Genomic DNA, 15,789 nt, shown 5'->3' on the forward strand with positions numbered 1-15,789 from the left:
CCCGGCGCAAGCAGAAGTTACGAATATCGTATCAAAGCGTCCGTTCGCGCAGTTCGACTTCGAACGTCTCGACGAAGTCGCCCGCCTTGATGTCGGTCGTGTTCTCGAACGTGACGCCGCATTCCAGGCCCGCGCGCACTTCCGCCACGTCGTCCTTGAAACGCCGCAGCGATGCGATCGCGCCGTTGTAGACGATGACGTCGTTGCGCGTGATCCGGGCCCGAAGCGCCTTGCGGATATAGCCTTCGGTGACGAGCAGACCGGCCGCCTTGCCGTGCTTGCCGGCGCTGAACACTTCGCGCACTTCGGCGCGGCCGACGACATGCTCGATCGCTTCCGGCCCGAGCTGCCCGGCCATGCCGGCGCGGATCTCGTCGGTGAGGTGATAGATCACGTCGTAATATTTCAGCGCCACGCCGTCGCGGTTGGCGATCTCACGCGCCTTGGCGTTCGCGCGGACGTTGAAGCCGATGATCGGCGCCTTGGACGCCGATGCCAGGATCACGTCGCTTTCGGTGATGCCGCCGACGCCCGAATGCAGGATGCGGACGCGGATATCCTCCGTGCCGATCTTGTTGAGCGCGCCGACAATGGCTTCGACCGAACCTTGCGTATCGGCCTTCACCACCACCGGATATTCGATCGCCTGCTTGTCGCGCAGCGCCGAGAACATCGATTCCAGCGACGCCGGCGCCGATGTCGTCCGCTTCTGCTGGATCACGCCGGCGCGATAGGCGGCGACCTCGCGGGCGCGCGCTTCGTTCTCGACGACAGTCAACTGGTCGCCGGCGCCGGGGACGCCGGACAGGCCGAGCACTTCGACCGGAACCGAGGGACCCGCTTCCTTGATGTTGCGGCCCTTGTCGTCGACCAGCGCGCGCACCTTGCCGCTTTCCGCGCCGACGACGAACACGTCGCCCACGCGCAGCGTGCCGCGACCGACCAGGATCGTCGCGACCGGGCCGCGGCCCTTGTCCAGCTTGGCCTCGACCACAGTGCCTTCGGCGGCGCGGTCGGGGTTCGCCTTCAGCTCGAGCAGTTCGGCCTGCAGCTGTATCTTCTCGATCAGATCGTCGAGGTTGGTCTTCTTAAGCGCCGAGACCTCGACGTCCTGCACGTCGCCGCCCAGCTGTTCGACGATCACCTCGTGCTGCAGCAGCTCCTCGCGGACCTTCTGCGGCTTGGCCTCCGGCTTGTCGATCTTGTTGATCGCGACGATCATCGGCACGCCGGCCGCCTTGGTGTGGTTGATCGCCTCGACCGTCTGCGGCCGCAGGCCGTCATCGGCCGCCACCACCAGCACGACGATGTCGGTGACGTTGGCGCCGCGCGCGCGCATTTCGCTGAACGCTTCGTGGCCCGGCGTATCGAGGAAAGTGATCTTGTCGCCCGACTTCATCGCCACTTGATAGGCACCGATATGCTGAGTGATGCCGCCTGCCTCGCCACCGACCACGTCGGTGCCGCGCAGCGCGTCGAGCAGCGAGGTCTTGCCGTGATCGACATGGCCCATGATCGTGACCACCGGGGCGCGCGGCTGCAGCGACTCGGCCGCGTCGACGTCGTCGTTGGACTGGATGTCGATATCGGCTTCGGACACGCGCTTGATACGGTGCCCGAACTCGGTGACGAGCAACTCGGCCGTATCCTGGTCGATCGTTTGGGTCAGCGTGACCGGCATGCCCATCTTGAACAGCGCCTTGACCAGGTCCGCGCCGCGCTCGGCCATGCGGTTCGCGAGCTCGCCGACCGTGATCGCTTCCGGCACCACCACGTCGCGGACCTGCTTGGCCTGGGGCTGGCCATAGCCGGACATATGGGCGCGGCGTTCCTTCTCCCGCGCACGCTTCAGCGCCGCGAGCGACCGGGCGCGCGCGCCCTCGTCGTCGGACAGCGCGCGCGTGACGGTCAGCTTGCCCGACTGGCGGCGATCGTCGCCGCCGCGCGGCCCCGGACGTGCCGGGCGCGCCGGCGGCTCGGGACGGCGGGGAGCCTGGACGGGCGTGAAGCGGCGCGGCGCCGGCGCGGCGCTGCGCTCCTGCGGCGCTTCCTGCGGCTCCGCAGCCGGTTCGGGCGGAGCTTCCTGCGCGCGGCGCGCTTCCTCTTCGGCCTGCTTGCGAGCCTCTTCCTCGGCGCGGCGATTTTCCTCGGCGCGGCGGCGCTCTTCCTCGCTCGCCTGGGTGCGCGCCTGTTCCTCGCGGCGGCGCGTTTCCTCGAGCGCGGCCATCCGCGCTTCCTCGGCCTCGCGCAGCAGCCGCTCCTGCTGCTCGCGCCGTTCGAGCGGCGTCATCGGCCGGTTGCTTTCCGGAGCAGCCGGACGGGCCGGTGCCGCCGGCGCGGGCGCCGGCGCCGCAGGAGTCTTCGCGACTTCGGGTTCGGGCGTCGGCGTCGCTTCCGCTTCGCCGGGGCGGCCGAGCGGCACGCGCCGGCGCTTCACCTCGACGACGACGGTGTTCGAGCGGCCGTGGCTGAAGCTCTGCTTGACCTTCCCCGTCTCGACCGTGCGCTTCAGGCCCAGGGGAGCGCGTGCGCCCAGCTTCGGCTTTTCCTTGTTGTCGATATCACTCATGAACCGTCGTCAGTCCTTCATTCGCAGCAGTCGCAGCCGCGCCCGGAGACGCAGCAGCGGCGATTGAACCTTGCGGCACCGTTTCGCAAGGCCGTTCGCCTGAACCAAATCCGATAAACCTGTGCCAGCGGGCGATGACGTCGCCCACTCGCCGGGCAGCCCCCGGGTCGGTCACGGCCACATGTACCACATTCTCGCGGCCCAGGGCAGACGACAATATGGTGCGTGGAGCCGCAATTACGAGGCCTTTCAGGCCGCTGCCTTCCGCATCGCTGCCGACGCGCAGCGCCTGGTCGAGCTTGCGATTGCCGTCCTCGCCCGCATCGGTGGCGTGGAGCAGCAGCGCGACCTTGCCGGCACGCGCCGCGGCCTCGATCCGCTCGCCACCGGTCACGATCGTGCTCGCCCGTGCTTCCAGGCCGAGCCGGTCGAGCGCAGCGCGCTCGAGCTGGCGCTCGATCTGTTCGGGCAGGTCCGCCGAAACGGTCAGGTCGCGCCGGCGAAAGGCACGGAACAGCGCCGCCTTCAGCTTGCCGCTGTCGAGCGCCCGCTGCAGCGCGTCACGATCGACGCCGATCCACGCGCCGCGACCTGGCGCCTTCGCGCGCACGTCCGCCAGCACCTCGCCCTCCGGCGACAGCACCAGGCGGATCAGCGCCGCGCGATCGACCTTGTCGCCGGTCAGCACGCATTTGCGCTCGGGTCCGTCCTTGTCCGGCTTCACGGGTTTGGGCGGCAGCGCCGCCTTCACCCGCTCCTCAGCCGCGGACGGATGCTTCAGCCTTAGCTTCGGCCGTTCATTGGGAGGTTTCCGCAACCGCGTCCTCCCCCTCGAACCAGTGCGCGCGCGCAGCCATGATAATCTCGTTGCCCTGCTCTTCGCTGAGGCCATAGTCGGAAAGGACGCCACCCTTGTCTTCGGGGCGCTTCGGCGCGTCCTCGTTGCGGCGACGCGGCTCGACGCGCTTCTTCGCGACCAGCTCGTCGGTCGCGAGGTCGGCCAGGTCGTCGAGCGTCTTGATGCCGGCCTTGCCGAGCGTGACCAGCATCGCCTCGGTCATGTACGGCATCGTCGCCAACTCGTCGGACACGCCGAGAGCGCGGCGTTCCTCGCGGGCCGCTTCCTCGCGCCGCTCCAGCGCTTCCTGCGCGCGGCTCTGCAGCTCGGCTGCCAGCTCCTCGTCGAAGCCCTCGATCGAGGCGATCTCGTCGGCTTCGATATAGGCGACTTCCTCCAGGCTGGTGAAGCCTTCGGCGACCAGCAGCTGCGACAGCGTCTCGTCGACGTCCAGCTCGGTCTGGAACATCTCGGACCGCTCCGCGAACTCGCGCTGGCGCTTCTCGGACGCGTCGGTCTCGGTCAGGATGTCGATCGCCTTGCCGGTCAGCTGGCTGGCGAGACGGACGTTCTGGCCGCGGCGGCCGATCGCCAGCGACAGCTGGTCGTCGGGTACGACCACCTCGATCCGGTCCTCTTCCTCGTCGATCACGACGCGGCTGACGTTCGCCGGCTGCAGCGCGTTGACGACGAACGTCGCGGTGTCGGGCGACCAGGGGATGATGTCGATCTTCTCGCCCTGCATTTCCTGGACCACCGCCTGCACGCGGCTGCCCTTCATGCCGACGCAGGCGCCGACCGGGTCGATCGAGCTGTCGCGGCTGATCACGCCGATCTTGGCGCGGCTGCCGGGATCGCGCGCGGCGGCCTGGATGGTGATGATGCCGTCGTAGATTTCCGGCACTTCCTGCGCGAACAGCTTCTTCATGAAGTCCGGATGCGCGCGGGAAAGAAAGATCTGCGGGCCGCGATTTTCGCGGATCACGCGCAGGATGATCGCGCGGATGCGGTCGCCGACGCGGACCACTTCGCGCGGGATCTGCGCATCCCTGCGGATCACGCCTTCCGCGCGGCCGAGATCGACGACGACATGGCCGAACTCGACACGCTTGACGACGCCGGTGATGATCTCACCCACGCGATCCTTGAACTCTTCATATTGCCGCTCGCGCTCGGCCTCGCGGACCTTCTGGAAGATGATCTGCTTCGACGCCTGCGCCTGGATACGGCCGAATTCGATCGGAGGCAGCGGATCGACGATATAGTCGCCGATCTTCGCACCCTTCTCCAGTCGCTGCGCATCGGCAACGGAAACCTGCTTGTAGAGGTCGTCGACCTGTTCGACGACTTCGACCACGCGCCACAGGCGCAGATCGCCGTTCGACGGATCGAGCTTCGCGCGGATTTCCATCTCCGCGCCGTAGCGGTTCTTGGCCGCCCGCTGGATCGCGTCTTCCATCGCCTCGATGACGATCGCCTTGTCGATCAGCTTCTCGCGCGCGACCGAATCCGCGATCGCGAGCAATTCGGCCTTGTTGGCAGAAACGGCTGAGGTGGCCATTGCTTGTCTTACCCTTCCACGTGAACTTTGTCCGCCCCCTCGGCGGAAAGCGGCGCAGTGGCCGCGATGAGCTTGTCGGTGAGCGTCAGCTTGGCGCTTGCGATCGCGCTGAACGGCACGGTCATGGACTTGAAGCCGTTGACGTCGATCGCGACCGCATCGCCCTCAACGCCTTCCAGCGTCCCGGTCAGCTGCTTGCGGCCGTCGATCGGCTCCGCCAGCTTGATCCGCGCTTCATGACCTTTCCAGTCCTCGAAATCCTTGAGCCGGGTCAGCGGCCGGTCGATTCCGGGCGAGCTGACTTCCAGCCGATAGGCGTCCTCGATCGGATCGGCGGCGTCGAGCACGTCGGACAGGCGGCGCGACAGATCGGCGCAATCGTCGATCGTCAGCTGCCGCGTATCCGGCCGTTCCGCCATGACCTGCAGCGTCGGGTCGGACGCGCCGCCGATCATCTGCACGCGCACGAGATCGAAGCCGAGCGCGTTCGCCTCGGGTTCGATCAATCGCGTCAGCGCAGCGATATCCGCCAACCAGTGCATCCTTCCGGCATGTGACTTCGCGCTGCCGAAGCCCGAAGGGCCCCGACCTCTTTCACCATAACGATGTAAGAGAAGCGCATTGGCGATATAGGCCGATCACCACCAAGGCGCAAGCGGGCCGATGCATTCGAGTCGGCGCGTAGAGAAGGAGAAACGGATGCGCTTCATGACCCTCGCCCTCGCTCTCGTCGGGACGAGCTGTTTCGCCCAGCCGGCGGCCGCCGCCGATGACGGCCAAGCCAATATGGAGATGACGAAGCCGCCTTTCGCGATGGCTGAGATGGGCCAGTTCCAGACGCCCTTCGCCCTCGCCTTCCTTCCCGACGGCAGCCTGCTCGTGACCGAAAAGGCGGGCGTGCTCAAATATCGCGCGGCCAATGGCACGATCACCGAAGTTTCCGGCGTTCCGCCCGTCGCCGTCGGCGGCCAGGGCGGGCTCCTCGACGTTGCGCTTGCCCCGGATTTTGCGCGCAGCCGGACGATATATTTGAGCTACGCCGAGCCCGGGCCCGACGGCAGCCAATTGGCCTTGGCGCGCGCCACGCTCGCCGGCGAGGGCGAATCGCTGCAGCTCGACAATTTGCAGGTGATCTGGCGCTCCGGCTCGGCGGGCAAAGGCGGGCAGTTCGGCGCCGTGATCGCCTTCGCGCCGGACGGCAAGTCGCTGTTCCTCGCTTCGGGCGAACGCCAGCGCTTCACCCCGGCGCAGGACGATAGCCAGGCGCTCGGCAAGATCATGCACCTGACGCTGGACGGCAAGCCGGCGCCCGGCAACCCTTTCGCCGGCAAGACGGGCGCTGCCACCGTGCAGGTGACGGACCCGCCGAAGAACACCGGCTCGGCGGCTTCGGCGCCGGCGCGCACGGTCCCCGCCCGCCAGCCCAACACCACGCCGGCCGAAACCTGGTCGAGCGGCCATCGCAATCCCTATGGACTGGTCTTCACGGATGGCGGCCGGCTCTGGGACGTCGAAATGGGGCCAAAGGGCGGCGACGAGCTGAACCTGATCCTGCCCGGCCGCAATTATGGCTGGCCGAACGTTTCCAATGGCGACAATTATGACGGTACGCCGATCCCCGATCACAAGCCGGGCGATGGCTATGAGCCGCCGAAGCTCTTGTGGAATCCGTCCATCTCTCCGGGCGGCATGATCTATTATACCGGCGCGATGTTCCCGCAGTATCGCGGCTCGCTGTTCATTGCCGCCCTGTCCGGCGAGGGCGTGCTGCGCGCGAGCGTAAAGGGCGATACGGCTACGGCCGAAAATGCGTGGGATTTCGGTACGCGCATCCGCGATATCGCCCAGGCTCCGGACGGCGCGATCTGGGTGCTGGAGGATGGCGGACGCGGCGCCCAGGGCCGGCTGTGGCGGCTCACGCCCGCGAAGTAGAGCGCACGCCGGAAAACGCGTCCTCGCCGCTTCGCGCCGCGCTCGCCGCAAGCCGCTCGCACACGCGCGCATGTTCGCGGGTGAGTGCGGCGCGCGCTGCGGGGTTCAGATCGTCGCGCCCGGCAAGAAACGCACAGAAGCGCTCGGTCTCGACCAGGAAGTGCACGTTGGTGGTCGGCTCGGCATACCAATAGGCCGAGATCAGGCGGTTGAGATCGTCGCCGAGGGCGGCACAGAGTTGCGGGCAATTGAGCGCCACCGGGGCGAGCCGGTTGGCGCGGTAGATCATGCAGTTCGCTTCCATGCCGTTGCTCGCAGCGATATCGGCCAGCCGGTCCTGCTCCAGTCGCGTAAGCGGGTAGAGCTGGCCTAGCATCGTCGCGTCCCGCCGCACTGCCCGGCACAGCGCCGGCGAGGCGGTCAGATCCGTCAGCGCGCGCTGGAAATCGGCCAGACTCATGCGAATGCCGGCGCCGACTGACGTACCGCGGCGACCTCCTCTGCCACTGCGTGCATCTTCTCCAGCTCGGCGATCACGCCGGCGGTGCCGATCCGCTTGTGGTAGGATTCGTGATATTCGAACGTGATCGCCGCGAGGTTCGGAAAGCGCGGCCCCCATTCCGCCAGCCAATCCCAGATCACCGCCGGGCTGCGCCGCGAGTGGGAATCGGTGTAGTGGCCGCGCAAGAGGTCGCCGCCCGCGATGTGCACTTCGATCACGATCTCCGGATCGATCGCTTCCAGATACTCCGCCGGCGACCAATTCAGATTGCGCATGTTCGCGTAAAGATTGTGCAGGTCGAGCAGCATCTTGCAGCCGGTGCGGGCATGCAGCCGGTTCATGAACTCCGGTTCGCTCATCTCCGGATTGGGCACCGCCGAGAAGATCGTGCCGTTCTCCAGCGCGATCGGAACGCCGAGCGTGGCCTGCAGCAGCTCGACCTTGCGGCCGACAATCTCCAGCAGCTCCGCATCGTGCACCACCGGCAGGCCCATGCCCGCCTGTGCGTTCGGCACCGATCCGCCGGGCGCCAGGAACATGCTCAGATGCTCGCTGTACCAGCGATAGCCGAAGTGCCGGTGCGAGGCGGCGACTTCGGCGAGCAGATCCTCGTCGACCGGCATCGCGCTCGGCAGCGACAGACCGATCCCGTGGCCGATCATCGCATGCTTCCCGGCATACCGCCCGAGCTGCGCGATCGCGGTGTGCGCATGCGAGAAACGATGCTCCGCGCCGGTGCCGAAATCATACCAGAGCCGGTCCGGAATGACCTCGATATGGTCGACGAGCGTGCCGGCCGCGTCGAGCACGGCCGGCACTGCCGGATTGTAGAGCAATCCGACGGACGGCTTGGCCGAGGCCATGCCGCGCGCTCCTCAGCGCCCGAGCTGGACGTCGAGGATGCGGTCGAATTGCTTTTCCCAGATCACGTCGATCGTGCCGGACAGGCAGGCACAGCCGGTCAGGTCCTTGATCACGTCGTTGACCAGGACCTTGTCGATCCGGGCGATCTCGTCGGGCGTCAGCTTGCCCGGATGCGACACGCGGACGGCGCGCAGGTCGCCCTTCGCGCCGATCGAGATATGGGCCGTCCGGGCCCTGGTCGTGGACTTCTGGGTTGCGGTCAGGATCGGTTCCATGACGTCGTTCCTCTGCCAATCCCCATCGGGGTCGACAGCCGTCATCCGGTGCCGGAAACGAGCACTCTCATCCGCCTGCGCTTTGGCTGTCCCAACGCACGCAGGGGTAAGCGACTCCGCGCCGCCCCTTATAGCAGCAATGCGCGGCTCCCGACACGAACATAGGCAGTATTCGGTCGCTTAACCCTGCACGTCCGTCGCACCGGCTCAGGCCAGCACGACCCATGCGCCGACGGCGCCGGGCAGCCGCGCCTGCCAGGGCGAAGCCGCCGATCATCAGCGCCCAGTTCTCCGGCTCCGGCACGCCGACCATCGTCATCGCGTCGAAGCGCAGATTGTCGGCCGCGCCGAGCCCGTTCAGCCCCAGCCCGATATTCTTGAGGCCCGGCAGAAAGCCATAATCGTGCGTGTAGGTCTGGCTGCCTGACTTGGTGCCGACGACCAGCTTTGCGACGGTGCCGCTGTAGCTGACCGCGATCGAACCCATTCGGAAGGCGGCGCCGAGGTCTCCGACCACCCCGTTCAGCTCGTTGTTGCCGCCGTAAAAGGCATAACGGTCGAAGAGGCCGTCCCCGTTATCGTCCTGGACCTTGATGAAATAGTTTCGCTCGCCGCCATAGCCGAGCGTCAGCGCGACATAGCTGCCGGCATCGCGGCCGCTGAGCGCCACATCGACGCTGGCCGCCGTGGCGAAGGAGCCGTCATAGGTAGCGAGCGACTGAGCGTTCGTCACGGCCCGGTTGTTCAGGATCGACGGGCGGCCGCTCCGGATCGTGTAGCCAGTCCCGAAGCCGGCGCCGTCCGGCCGGTTGAAATCGTCGAGCACCACGCTGCCGTGCGCAGCGGTCGTGCCCAGCAGCGCGATGACCGCGCCGATTGCCATTCGCATGTGTTCACCCCACTCATGTCATTCGGTGTTTTTGACCGGAGCGGGGCGCTTAGCGGCGCATTCGTGGTCGCGAACGATCCGTCGACCGGCGCCGCCGCGTGCACGACCAATGCCTCGGGCGTGCGACGAACCTGCACATGGCCAGCGACGACTGGGCGGGCGAACAGGACTTGAACCGAGCGGCCCATCCGGCTGTTAGTGATCGAAGGAGCCCATGCCCATGCGATTGTTCATTGCCGTTTCCCTGATCGTCCTGTCCGGGTGCGGATCGGCGGGAGGCACGGCCGCGAACCGCACGAATGCCGGCAAGGCCGACGAGCCCTCGGCTTCCGCTCGACCGTTCGACGTCGCGGTCGAAGGCACATTCGACCGGCCGTTCGCGATGGCGTTCCTGCCCGACGGACGGCTGCTGGTGACCGAGAAGCCGGGCGCGCTGAAGCTGTGGGCGCCGGGCGGCAAGACGATCGACGTCGCAGGCGTGCCGAAGGTCGCGTTCGTCAACCAGGGCGGGCTGCTCGACGTGGCGCTGTCGCCCAAATTCGCGCGCGACGGCCTGGTCTACCTGACCTATTCGGAGCCCCGGCCCAAAGGCAGCAGCATGGCGCTGGCCCGCGCGCGGCTGGTCGAGAAAGGCGGGACCGCGCGGCTCGGCGGCCTGCACGTCATCTGGCGGCAGGGATCGGACGGCAGCGGCGGCCAGTTCGGCGGCGTGATCGCCTTCTCCCCGGACGGCAAATATCTGTTCCTGACTTCGGGCGAGCGACAGCGGAAGACGCCCGCGCAGGACCCGGACCAGGCGCTCGGCAAGATCCTGCGCCTCTATCCGGACGGAACCACGCCGCCCTTCAATCCAATCTCGGGACCGGGCGCCCGCTCGCAAATCTGGAGCACCGGCCACCGCAATCCCTACGGCCTCGCCTTCGCCGCAGACGGGCGGCTGTGGGAGACGGAAATGGGCCCCCAAGGCGGAGACGAACTGAACATGATCCTGCCCGGCCGCAATTACGGCTGGCCGGTCGTCTCCAACGGCGACAACTACGACGGCTCGCCGATCCCCGACCATCATGCCGGCGACGGTTTTGCGGCGCCGAAGCTCTCCTGGAACCCGTCGATCTCGCCTGGCGGCTTCATGATCTATTCGGGATCGCTGTTCCCGCGCTGGCGCGGTTCGGGCTTCATCGCCGCATTGTCGGGGGAAGCGCTGATCCGCGTGACGCTCAGTGGCGACAAGGCCGCCAGGGCCGATCGCTGGGACATGGACGCCCGCATCCGCGACGTGGCGCAGGGCCCTCAAGGCACGGTCTGGCTGCTCGAGGACGGCGAAGGCGCGCGGCTGCTGAAGCTGACGCCGGCGCGTTGACATAGGCCATGGCATAGGCCAATTTCGGCGCATGGGCTATGAGCGCCACGTTAAGTTCTTCCGCAACGGCCGCAACAAGGCCGTCCGCATCCCGCGCGAGTTCGAGCTGCCGGGGGACGAAGCGATCATGCGCAAGGAAGGCGACCGCCTGATCATCGAGCCGGCACCGCGCAGGAGGACGCTCCGCGAGGCGATCGACTGGTTGCGCACGCAACCGCCGCTGCGTCCGGAAGACGACTTCCCGGAGATTGAAGACCCGCCACCGGATCCGGTCGATCTGTGACGCGCTTTCTTCTCGATACCAATATCATCTCGACACTCATTCGCGATCCGGACGGAGACGCGGCGGAAGCGATCTGGGCGAGAAGCGATGAATGCTGCACCAGCATCGTCGTAGCGGCTGAGCTACGATTCGGCCTTGCAAAGAACCCGTCCGCGCATCGCCAGAAGCTGCTCGAAGCCGTGCTCGAATCGATTGACGCGGCGCCGTGGGAGAGCCCGGCGGACCTGCATTATGGCGAACTACGTGCAGCCCTGGAACGCGCGGGGACTCCCATAGGCAGCAATGACATGCTGATCGCCGCGCATGCGCTCGCGCTCAACTGCACCCTAGTGACCGCGAACGAGCGCGAATTCCGGCGTGTGCCGGGACTGGCTGTCGAGAACTGGACGGCGTGACGCCCGGCCGCCGATGAAGCGGCCGGGCGCTTGGCTTCAGGCGAAGGCGACCGCGGCGCGGCGACGGCGCGCTGCCGCGCCGACGAGGCCGAAGCCGCCGATCATCAGCGCCCAGGCCGCCGGCTCCGGCACCGCGCTGCCGCCGGTCACCGCGTCGAAGCGGAAATTGTCGGCCGCTCCTAGCCGGTTTAGGCCGAAACCGACCCGCATATCGCCCGGCGCATAGCCATAATCGAAGCTGTAGGTCTGGGTCGCGCCATTGGCGAAAATGCTGAGCTTCGCGACCGTTCCCTCGACGCTGACGTCGATCTGGCCGGTCTGGAACGGATTGAGTTGCAGGAACGGTCCGTTCAGGTCGTTGTTGCCGGTATCGAACCCGTACATGTCGAAGAAGCCGTCGCCGTTATTGTCCTGCACCTTGACGAAATAGCTGTTCGCGGTGCCGTAGCCGAACGACAGCGCCACGTAGCTGCCTGCGTCCACGCCGCGCAGCGACGCGTCGAGCCCGGCATTGACCGAGGTCGAGTTGCTGTAGGTCGCGAGCGACACGAAATTGGTCGTGATCGCCTTGTTGCCGCTGATCCGGAAATTGCCGTTCTGGACGTCGTAATTGTCGCCGATCGTGAGCGCATCGGGCCGGTTGAAATCGTCGGTCACGGTCGCGTTGGCCGCGGTCGTGCAAAGCAAGGCGGCAGCCGCCGTCATCAGGATACGCATCGTCTTTCACCCCATTTGAAGTTGGAGCGAGCGCGGTTAGCGGCGCGTTTACCAGGCGAAACGATCGGGCGACGGATGCGGCGCGCCGTGCGACGAACACTCAGCGGCGGATGTAGCGGAAATACCAGACTTCATGGTCTTTGCGCCGGGCCTTTGCCTCGTAGCGCGTCTGCGGCCAGTCGGCGGGACGCTCCAGGAAATCGGCGGCGGTCCGGGCCTGCCATTCGAAATCGCGGCGCTGGTTCATCACCATCATCGACCAGCGGCAATAGACCGGATCGTCGGTGCCCAGCCGGAACTCGGCACCGGCTTTAAGCTTCGCCGCGATCAGGTCGAGCGGCCCATGATTGACCATCCGCCGCTTCGCGTGCCGCGCCTTGGGCCAGGGATCGGGGTGGAGCAGGTAGAGCCGCTCCAGCGACGCATCCGGCAGCCGCTCCAGCACGTCGAGCGCGTCACCCATATGGACGCGGACATTGCCGAGCTCGCGGTCATCGATCTTGGCGAGCGCGCCGACCACGCCGTTCAGGAACGGCTCGCAGCCGATAAAGCCATGCTCCGGCCGCGCCTCCGCCTGCGCCGCCAGATGCTCGCCCGCGCCGAAGCCGATCTCGAATTCGAGCGGCCGGTCGTCGCCAAACAACGTGCGGGCGTCCAGCGGCCCCTCGGGCACGCTCACCTTCGGCAGAAGCTCTTCCAGCAGCTCTTCTTGCCCGGCGCGGAGCTTGTGCCCCTTGGCGCGGCCGTAGAGGCGGCGGATCGTCAGTGGATCGGTCATGCCGGGCGCGCTAGACCATCACCACCGTCATTGCGAGCCGAAGGCGAAGCAATCCAGCGGCGCATCCGGGGCTGGATTGCTTCGTCGCTCTGCTCCTCGCAATGACGAAGGGGAGGACGCGCGATGAAATGGATGCTGGCGGCGATGGCCGCGCTGATCGCGGTCGCGCCGGCCGAGGCTCGGACCGTCTATGTCCATGCCGGCCGGCTGATCGATCCCGCCACGGCGCAAGTGCTGACCGACCGGCTGATCCGCATCGAGGACAACAAGGTCGCCGAAGTCACGGTCTGGAAGGCGCCTCCGGCCGGTGCCGAAATCATCGACTGGTCCCGCTACACGGTGCTGCCGGGCCTGATCGACCTCCACACGCATCTGGCAGATGTCGGCGACTCCTCCGATCCGCTGCTGCCCTACAAGACCTCGCCGGCTGCGACCGCGCTCTTAGGCGCGAACCACGCGCTGACGACGCTCCGCGCCGGCTTCACCACGGTGCGCGATGTCGGCACCTACCGCGCCTTCACCGACGTGGCGCTGCGCGATGCGATCGACCGGGGCCTCGTCCCCGGCCCGCGCATGCTGGTCGCGGGCGCCTACATCACCAGGCCTGGCGGCGGTGGCGAAGTGAATGTGAAAGGCATGACGATGCCCGAGGACATGCGCTTCGGCGAGGCGAGCACGCCGGATCAGGTCCGCGACAAGGCCGAGCGCATCTTCGCTGGCGGCGCCGATTTCCTGAAGCTGATCGCGACCGGCGCCGTGCTCGCGATCGGCACCGAGCCGGGCCAGATCGAGCTCGACGAGGCCGAAGTGCGCGCCGCCGTCGACGTCGCCAAGGCGCATGGCAGCTACGTGACTGCTCACGCGCATGGCGCGGAAGGCATCAAGGCCGCGATCCGCGGCGGCGTCCGCTCGATCGAGCATGCGAGCCTGATCGACGACGAAGGCATCGCGCTCGCCAAGGCCAGGGGCGTGTGGCTGGTCATGGACATCTACAATGGCGACTATATCGCCGAGGAAGGCCGCAAGCAGGGTTGGCCCGCCGAATATCTGCGCAAGAACGACGAGACGACCGAAGCCCAACGCCAGGGCTTCGCCAAGGCGGTGAAAGCGGGCGTCAGGATCGGCTATGGCACCGACGCCGGCGTCTATCCGCACGGCCTCAACGCCCGCCAGTTCGCTTACATGGTCCGCTACGGCATGACCCCGATGCAGGCGATCCAGTCCGCCACGGTGTCAGCCGCCGAACTGATCGGCTGGCAAGGCAAGGTGGGGCGCGTGGCGCCGGGATTCTTCGCGGATATGGTGGCGGTTGAAGGCGATCCACTCACGGACATCCGTGCGCTGGAGCATGTTGTGGACGTGATCAAAGGCGGTGAGTTCGTTCACTAGCAGAGGGCGCCCCGCCAACATCCACAAAGGGTCAGGCGAACGCGCTTCTGAGTTCCTCACATACCCCGTCGAAAACTCCAAAGTAGGTCCGTTCGAAGTCCGACCGGCTCAGCGCGAACGCGGAAAGGGTACGGGGCAATGACAGTTCCTCGGCGATGCGCCGCCCTTCGGCTTGAAACGTCGGATAGAGATCATCAGCGGTGGCAAGATCGCCTCCATTCCGCATGCCGTAGTCTGCTACCCATAAGCAGTAGATCAACCGCTCAAGAGGAGACAGGGCATCCCGCCCTTGTGTGGCCTTCTTCTCGATTATCGAATGCCCAGCATCCTCAACCAGCCACGTTTCGTTGTCGAAATCTGCGTCCATTCCTCGACGATCGCACGCCGACCTAAAAGTCCGCAATGGGGCGAAACACCACAGCCATTTTGAAGGCAGCTACCTCTGCGGCCGGCACGGGTTTCCCTCATATTCGAACCGCTGGTTCACATAGTCCCGCCCGTCCCAGCGCACGACCGGGAAGCAGAAGCCGGGGCCGCCGATCGACAGGTCGGGATAGCCGCCGGCGCCTTTGGTCTTCAGCGGTTCGGCAATGCCGGGTCCGGACGTCAGCTTGCGCCAGCTTCCGTCGGCCTGCTTGCTGAGCACCGCACAGCCGGCCTCCTGCGCGCCGTAGCAAAAGGTGCCGCCTTCGCTGACGATCGCGTCGGGGCGGCCGTCGCCGTTCAGGTCGCGGTAGAGCTCGATCGCCGCGCCTTCCGGCCGCGGCTCCTCCGCGCACATCATCCACATAGCGCCGCGCCGGGTCGCGCCTGCGGCCTTGAAGATCGCCGTCTGTTCGGCCGGAGGCACGGCCGTGGCGGCAAGCATCAGCGTCACTGCGATCATCGCGTCCTCCCCTGTTCGGACGGGATGGAATGATGAGGCAGGCCCGCGCAAAAGGAAAGCGGTTCCGGCTTACCGGAACGGCTGCGGCACGATAGGAAGCCGCATGACCGACGTCACCTATGCTTCCTATCTGGGGCTGGACGAGCTGCTCCACGCCCAGCATCCGCTGTCCGACCGCCATGACGAGCTGCTGTTCATCATCATCCACCAGACCAAAGAGCTGTGGCTGAAGCAGATGATCGCCGAGCTGAAGCTCGCGAAGAAACAGGTGCGCGGTGGCGAGCTGGTGCCGGCCTATAAGGGCCTCGCCCGCGTCTCTCGTATCCAGGCGGTGATGACGATGTCGTGGGATGTGCTCGCGACGATGACGCCCGCCGACTATTCGCGCTTCCGCGGCGTGCTCGGCACCAGCTCCGGCTTCCAGTCGGACCAGTTCCGCACCGTCGAATATCTGCTCGGCCTGAAGGACGGCCGCTTCCTCGATTACCAGAAGGACCGGCCCGAAGCGGAACGGGCGATGCGCGAGGCGCTGGAGCAGCCGAGCCTGTGGG

Annotated in this window: 18 protein-coding genes; 6 read left to right on the top strand and 12 right to left on the bottom strand. The window is 66.8% G+C overall.

Going from position 1 to position 15,789, the window contains the following annotated elements; translation table 11 throughout:
• Window positions 1-31: 31 nt before the first annotated feature.
• From infB to rimP, 4 genes are read right to left on the bottom strand one after another with little or no spacing between them, the layout of a single operon-like run.
• Window positions 32-2,569, bottom strand: coding sequence for a translation initiation factor IF-2 (gene infB, locus VFT73_RS01310; RefSeq protein WP_326408321.1), 2,538 nt, complete (start codon window positions 2,567-2,569; stop codon window positions 32-34).
• Entirely contained in the window at window positions 2,562-3,320 is a 759-nt protein-coding gene (locus VFT73_RS01315; RefSeq protein WP_326408339.1) for a DUF448 domain-containing protein, read from the bottom strand. The genes infB and VFT73_RS01315 overlap by 8 nt, the downstream gene beginning before the upstream one ends.
• A 46-nt stretch (window positions 3,321-3,366) precedes the next feature.
• Window positions 3,367-4,968, bottom strand: a complete 1,602-nt coding sequence (gene nusA / locus VFT73_RS01320) for a transcription termination factor NusA (RefSeq protein WP_326408322.1) — start codon at window positions 4,966-4,968, stop codon at window positions 3,367-3,369.
• Window positions 4,969-4,976: 8 nt separating this feature from the next.
• The gene (rimP, locus tag VFT73_RS01325) at window positions 4,977-5,501 is read right to left on the bottom strand and encodes a ribosome maturation protein RimP (RefSeq protein ID WP_326408323.1); all 525 of its coding nucleotides are present in this window, start codon (window positions 5,499-5,501) and stop codon (window positions 4,977-4,979) included.
• Between the two features lie 175 nt (window positions 5,502-5,676).
• On the opposite strand from rimP, the gene VFT73_RS01330 reads away from it, so the two are divergent.
• On the top strand, window positions 5,677-6,900 hold the full coding sequence (locus VFT73_RS01330) for a PQQ-dependent sugar dehydrogenase (RefSeq protein WP_414712768.1): 1,224 nt from the start codon (window positions 5,677-5,679) through the stop codon (window positions 6,898-6,900).
• Here VFT73_RS01330 and VFT73_RS01335 read toward each other — a convergent pair.
• From VFT73_RS01335 to VFT73_RS01350, 4 genes are all read right to left on the bottom strand, one after another.
• The gene (locus VFT73_RS01335) at window positions 6,884-7,360 is read right to left on the bottom strand and encodes a hypothetical protein (protein WP_326408325.1); all 477 of its coding nucleotides are present in this window, start codon (window positions 7,358-7,360) and stop codon (window positions 6,884-6,886) included. The two genes, VFT73_RS01330 and VFT73_RS01335, sit on opposite strands and share 17 nt — an antisense overlap.
• Window positions 7,357-8,265, bottom strand: coding sequence for a DUF692 domain-containing protein (locus VFT73_RS01340; RefSeq protein ID WP_326408326.1), 909 nt, complete (start codon window positions 8,263-8,265; stop codon window positions 7,357-7,359). The genes VFT73_RS01335 and VFT73_RS01340 overlap by 4 nt, the downstream gene beginning before the upstream one ends.
• Window positions 8,266-8,277: 12 nt before the next feature.
• Entirely contained in the window at window positions 8,278-8,541 is a 264-nt protein-coding gene (locus tag VFT73_RS01345) for a hypothetical protein (protein ID WP_326408327.1), read from the bottom strand.
• Between the two features lie 67 nt (window positions 8,542-8,608).
• Complete coding sequence (locus tag VFT73_RS01350) at window positions 8,609-9,430, bottom strand: PEPxxWA-CTERM sorting domain-containing protein (RefSeq protein WP_326408328.1); 822 nt, start codon at window positions 9,428-9,430, stop codon at window positions 8,609-8,611.
• Between the two features lie 220 nt (window positions 9,431-9,650).
• Here VFT73_RS01350 and VFT73_RS01355 point away from each other — a divergent pair, with 220 nt between their 5' ends.
• The 3 genes from VFT73_RS01355 to VFT73_RS01365 are packed head-to-tail and all read left to right on the top strand — an operon-like array spanning window position 9,651 to window position 11,468.
• Window positions 9,651-10,790 carry a PQQ-dependent sugar dehydrogenase gene (locus VFT73_RS01355; RefSeq protein ID WP_326408329.1) on the top strand — a complete coding sequence of 380 codons (1,140 nt, stop codon included), beginning with the start codon at window positions 9,651-9,653 and terminating at the stop codon, window positions 10,788-10,790.
• Window positions 10,791-10,821: 31 nt separating this feature from the next.
• On the top strand, window positions 10,822-11,073 hold the full coding sequence (locus VFT73_RS01360) for an AbrB/MazE/SpoVT family DNA-binding domain-containing protein (protein ID WP_326408330.1): 252 nt from the start codon (window positions 10,822-10,824) through the stop codon (window positions 11,071-11,073).
• On the top strand, window positions 11,070-11,468 hold the full coding sequence (locus tag VFT73_RS01365) for a type II toxin-antitoxin system VapC family toxin (RefSeq protein ID WP_326408331.1): 399 nt from the start codon (window positions 11,070-11,072) through the stop codon (window positions 11,466-11,468). Before VFT73_RS01360 ends, VFT73_RS01365 begins: the two co-directional genes overlap by 4 nt.
• A 36-nt stretch (window positions 11,469-11,504) precedes the next feature.
• Here the strand turns inward: VFT73_RS01365 and VFT73_RS01370 are convergent, their stop codons facing one another.
• Both VFT73_RS01370 and trmB read right to left on the bottom strand, forming a co-directional pair.
• Window positions 11,505-12,185: a PEPxxWA-CTERM sorting domain-containing protein gene (locus VFT73_RS01370; protein ID WP_326408332.1), complete on the bottom strand. Its 681-nt coding sequence runs from the start codon at window positions 12,183-12,185 to the stop codon at window positions 11,505-11,507.
• A gap of 100 nt (window positions 12,186-12,285) precedes the next feature.
• Window positions 12,286-12,963 (bottom strand): tRNA (guanosine(46)-N7)-methyltransferase TrmB, encoded by a 678-nt coding sequence (gene trmB / locus VFT73_RS01375; RefSeq protein ID WP_326408333.1) that lies wholly within the window; start codon window positions 12,961-12,963, stop codon window positions 12,286-12,288.
• A gap of 132 nt (window positions 12,964-13,095) precedes the next feature.
• On the opposite strand from trmB, the gene VFT73_RS01380 reads away from it, so the two are divergent.
• Window positions 13,096-14,352, top strand: a complete 1,257-nt coding sequence (locus tag VFT73_RS01380; protein WP_414712769.1) for a metal-dependent hydrolase family protein — start codon at window positions 13,096-13,098, stop codon at window positions 14,350-14,352.
• Between the two features lie 31 nt (window positions 14,353-14,383).
• Here the strand turns inward: VFT73_RS01380 and VFT73_RS01385 are convergent, their stop codons facing one another.
• Together VFT73_RS01385 and VFT73_RS01390 are read right to left on the bottom strand one after the other, a co-directional pair.
• Window positions 14,384-14,719: a hypothetical protein gene (locus VFT73_RS01385; RefSeq protein ID WP_326408336.1), complete on the bottom strand. Its 336-nt coding sequence runs from the start codon at window positions 14,717-14,719 to the stop codon at window positions 14,384-14,386.
• Between the two features lie 69 nt (window positions 14,720-14,788).
• The gene (locus VFT73_RS01390) at window positions 14,789-15,238 is read right to left on the bottom strand and encodes a hypothetical protein (protein ID WP_326408337.1); all 450 of its coding nucleotides are present in this window, start codon (window positions 15,236-15,238) and stop codon (window positions 14,789-14,791) included.
• A 103-nt stretch (window positions 15,239-15,341) separates the two neighbouring features.
• Between VFT73_RS01390 and VFT73_RS01395 the strand changes: the two genes are divergently transcribed.
• The coding region (locus VFT73_RS01395) for a tryptophan 2,3-dioxygenase family protein (protein WP_326408338.1) at window positions 15,342-15,789 on the top strand (448 nt) is incomplete at its 3' end.

Origin of the sequence: Sphingomonas sp. (assembly GCF_035758555.1) — a bacterium.
Classification (GTDB): domain Bacteria; phylum Pseudomonadota; class Alphaproteobacteria; order Sphingomonadales; family Sphingomonadaceae; genus Sphingomonas_B.

Coding starts and splice junctions, on each gene's coding strand:
- VFT73_RS01370 (WP_326408332.1), bottom strand. CDS start 12,185: ATGCGTATCCTGATGACGGCGGCTGCCGCCTTGCTTTGCACGACCGCG.
- VFT73_RS01350 (WP_326408328.1), bottom strand. CDS start 9,430: ATGCGAATGGCAATCGGCGCGGTCATCGCGCTGCTGGGCACGACCGCT.
- VFT73_RS01345 (WP_326408327.1), bottom strand. CDS start 8,541: ATGGAACCGATCCTGACCGCAACCCAGAAGTCCACGACCAGGGCCCGG.
- VFT73_RS01385 (WP_326408336.1), bottom strand. CDS start 14,719: ATGGACGCAGATTTCGACAACGAAACGTGGCTGGTTGAGGATGCTGGG.
- VFT73_RS01355 (WP_326408329.1), top strand. CDS start 9,651: ATGCGATTGTTCATTGCCGTTTCCCTGATCGTCCTGTCCGGGTGCGGA.
- trmB (WP_326408333.1), bottom strand. CDS start 12,963: ATGACCGATCCACTGACGATCCGCCGCCTCTACGGCCGCGCCAAGGGG.
- VFT73_RS01360 (WP_326408330.1), top strand. CDS start 10,822: ATGGGCTATGAGCGCCACGTTAAGTTCTTCCGCAACGGCCGCAACAAG.
- VFT73_RS01380 (WP_414712769.1), top strand. CDS start 13,096: ATGCTGGCGGCGATGGCCGCGCTGATCGCGGTCGCGCCGGCCGAGGCT.
- nusA (WP_326408322.1), bottom strand. CDS start 4,968: ATGGCCACCTCAGCCGTTTCTGCCAACAAGGCCGAATTGCTCGCGATC.
- VFT73_RS01335 (WP_326408325.1), bottom strand. CDS start 7,360: ATGAGTCTGGCCGATTTCCAGCGCGCGCTGACGGATCTGACCGCCTCG.
- infB (WP_326408321.1), bottom strand. CDS start 2,569: ATGAGTGATATCGACAACAAGGAAAAGCCGAAGCTGGGCGCACGCGCT.
- VFT73_RS01340 (WP_326408326.1), bottom strand. CDS start 8,265: ATGGCCTCGGCCAAGCCGTCCGTCGGATTGCTCTACAATCCGGCAGTG.
- VFT73_RS01390 (WP_326408337.1), bottom strand. CDS start 15,238: ATGATCGCAGTGACGCTGATGCTTGCCGCCACGGCCGTGCCTCCGGCC.
- VFT73_RS01330 (WP_414712768.1), top strand. CDS start 5,677: ATGACCCTCGCCCTCGCTCTCGTCGGGACGAGCTGTTTCGCCCAGCCG.